Annotated in this window: 2 protein-coding genes and 1 pseudogene; 1 reads left to right on the top strand and 2 read right to left on the bottom strand. The window is 37.7% G+C overall.

Annotated elements, in window-relative coordinates; genetic code table 11:
* A pseudogene (locus tag L654_RS1000000127710) lies at window positions 1-76 on the top strand (MgtC/SapB family protein); the annotation flags it as partial.
* 107 nt (window positions 77-183) lie between these two features.
* Here L654_RS1000000127710 and L654_RS0101935 read toward each other — a convergent pair.
* Window positions 184-1209 carry an energy transducer TonB gene (locus tag L654_RS0101935; RefSeq protein ID WP_024607092.1) on the bottom strand — a complete coding sequence of 342 codons (1026 nt, stop codon included), beginning with the start codon at window positions 1207-1209 and terminating at the stop codon, window positions 184-186.
* A 181-nt stretch (window positions 1210-1390) separates the two neighbouring features.
* Window positions 1391-2679: beta-ketoacyl synthase (locus L654_RS0101930; protein ID WP_024607091.1), on the bottom strand; the 1289-nt coding region annotated here is incomplete at its 5' end.

Genomic DNA, 2679 nt, shown 5'->3' with positions numbered 1-2679 from the left:
CAGCCGTTACGAAATAGCCATTTTACTTGCCATTATTAATTTTATAACGCTTAGGTATGTAAAAAAGTTTAAGTAACAGTTTTTTTAATAAGTATTGCAGCAAAATTCCAATGCATTATTTGAATAGCCAAAACTTATTAATGCAATAACTCCCCATAATTTATATGTGGGGAGTTACAATTTTTATAAAAAGCTTTCACCGCTTTGCTTAAGTGTAATTGTTTGTGCTTGAGCGCTTTTTATTAATAATCCACAACGCAAATCATTTTTCGAAATAACAATTTTATCAATTGTATTAGTGTCATAGTCAACGACTTTGTTTTCGCATCTAAGTTGCACTTTGCTCAGTGGTAATTCTGATTCTAATTTAACTTCAGACTTCGACATCATAGGCATTACAGCTTGTTCTGAAGCTAAACTAAATTGTTGCTTAATATCTCCCGAGTTTTTATAAATATCATTCACTTGAGTTAACAACTGTTCCTTGTTTTGCTCTGTAAAGGTTATGGATTCAATATTGCCTAGTGCATCTATTGCATCATAAGCACGTACATAATCTTGTTTTGATATAAACCACTGTAAAGCGTTTTTAATCACACGTTTTTGAATTTGATCTGGTAGATTATCTCTAAATAAAAACGCTTCGTAGATATGCTGATCAAAGCTCTTCCAATCTTGCACAAAATAACTGTGCTGGCTTTTAAGCCATGCAAGCAAAACAATCTCAACCGTATTTTTTGTATGTTCATTTTCTAATTCATCGATACGGCTTTTAGCTTCATCGTATTTCTTTTCGTCGATTAATTTACTAGCTTGCTCATAATCATTAAAAAAGCCGCGAGACGCTTTATCGTTTGAAAAATTAATATGCAAATTTTGCGAACTTACAGTAATGGTTTTTGCTACAGGTATAGTCTCACCATTTAATTTTGCACTTTTGTAGTTGAGCTTAGACACGTAATCCATTACTTCTCTTTGGTACTTTTTTTGCCCAACCGTAGCTACAATTTCTATATCACTAACCTGCCCGCTTTTATCAACCACGTAACTGCTCAAATTAATCCCCTCTAACCTAGAAGCGCGCGAAGAAGTATTAGTGAGCTGATCGTAGTTTTTATTAATCACTTCTGCAGGAACAAAGTCATCTGCAAAAACAGAGAGTTGAGTAAAAGTACAAGTTAAAGAAAGCGCTAATATGAGTTTTTTCATCAGTTTTATCCATCCTAGATAGTGTTTATATAATAGAAACAAACGATCAACATAAAAGCAAGTGTAAATACAAAAAATTAGTTCATTTAATGAGCTTCACTTAGAAAAAACTTAATAGATAAATATATTTGAGGCATTAAAAAAGGCGCTTAAAAAGCGCCTTGCTAACAAGTATGTGTGCTTAAAACATATCTTGATAGGAATTTGTTGTGCTAAACGTAATTGCTTTTTCAAAGCCAGGTAACTGAATACTTTGCTCGTCTATTACAATGTCGTTGTCGTCAATAAGTCCGTCGCCAAAGCGGTAAATAAGCTCATATTGGCCTAAATCAGCTTGAGCTTGATACGTTTGTTGCGCGGCTTTAATTGCCACGTTTTTCTGCGCGTAACTACTCATAACTTCATCGCCATGGCGCTTAGCGAGCATTTGCATTGTTACTTTTGGTGAAAGTACGGTAGCTGTTGCATTGTTACCGCCAAAGCCTTTTGAATTTATAAAAGCAATATCCATATCGGCGCATTCGTAATGGCTATTACGAATATCAAGATGATCGGTGTAAACATCATCAGCCACTTTATCAATTGTGGTAATACCCGGCATAATATTATGGCTAAATACACCTAAAGCTATCGCTAATTGATCGCCACTTGCAGGAGCTATAGTATGACCAACATAGGCTTTTGGCGCTGTCACTTTCCAATTATCAATAGCGAACGTTTGTGCCACTTTGTGATATATCAACGACTCTGTTACGCGGTTTAACGGTGTACTTGAGCCATGCGCTAAAATAAAGCTACGTTCTTGCAAGGCTTTTTTGCCTAAAAGGCTCGTTGCTAAAGCAGCCGATTTAGCCATGGTAATATAGTTACCAGGGCCAGGTGACGTGATTGATTTTTTTATGCCATCTGCATTTACAAATACATCCGGTACGCAGCCCATAATGTCGGCGCCTAGTTCAAGGGCTAAAGCATCGTCCATTAAAATAGCAACTTGTGCGCCTTCACCTAATGTAAAGCCGCAGTTGTCGCCAAATGGGCGGCTACTTTTGCGATAATCTGGTTCTTCATCACTTGATAAGTTATCTAAACGGCGCAAACCTTCGACATTTGCAAGTGCGCTCATGTTACCAAAGCCTTCAATCACTTCTGGTGTAATAGCACACTCAACACTTGCGACAACCGCAACGCGTGTACGCCCTGCCTGTATGTCGTTAACCGCTGCACGTAAGTTGTATAAAAACGTAGCACAGGCCCCCGAGGTCGAAAACGTAGTCCCTACATTGCCCGTAACATACGCGTTAATAAAGTCGGTCGACATTGTATTTAAACCCAGTGCTAACTGCTTAGTACTAACACGGTCGCCTTGTTGGCGCGCCTTTACTAAACCGCCTAGGCCTTTGTCGTCCATTTGGCCAATTACCGATGCTGAATAGGTACCAATTTTATCTGGCTCTACGCTATTCATAATAT

Origin of the sequence: Pseudoalteromonas sp. TAB23, from assembly GCF_000498075.1 — a bacterium.
Classification (GTDB): domain Bacteria; phylum Pseudomonadota; class Gammaproteobacteria; order Enterobacterales; family Alteromonadaceae; genus Pseudoalteromonas; species Pseudoalteromonas arctica.
The sequence above is the reverse complement of the archived record's forward strand: the minus strand, read 5'-3'. Positions and strand labels throughout refer to the sequence as shown.

What these genes read in the sequence shown, in the direction of transcription:
- L654_RS0101935 (WP_024607092.1), bottom strand. Translation starts at nt 1,209, where the DNA reads ATGAAAAAACTCATATTAGCGCTTTCTTTAACTTGTACTTTTACTCAA.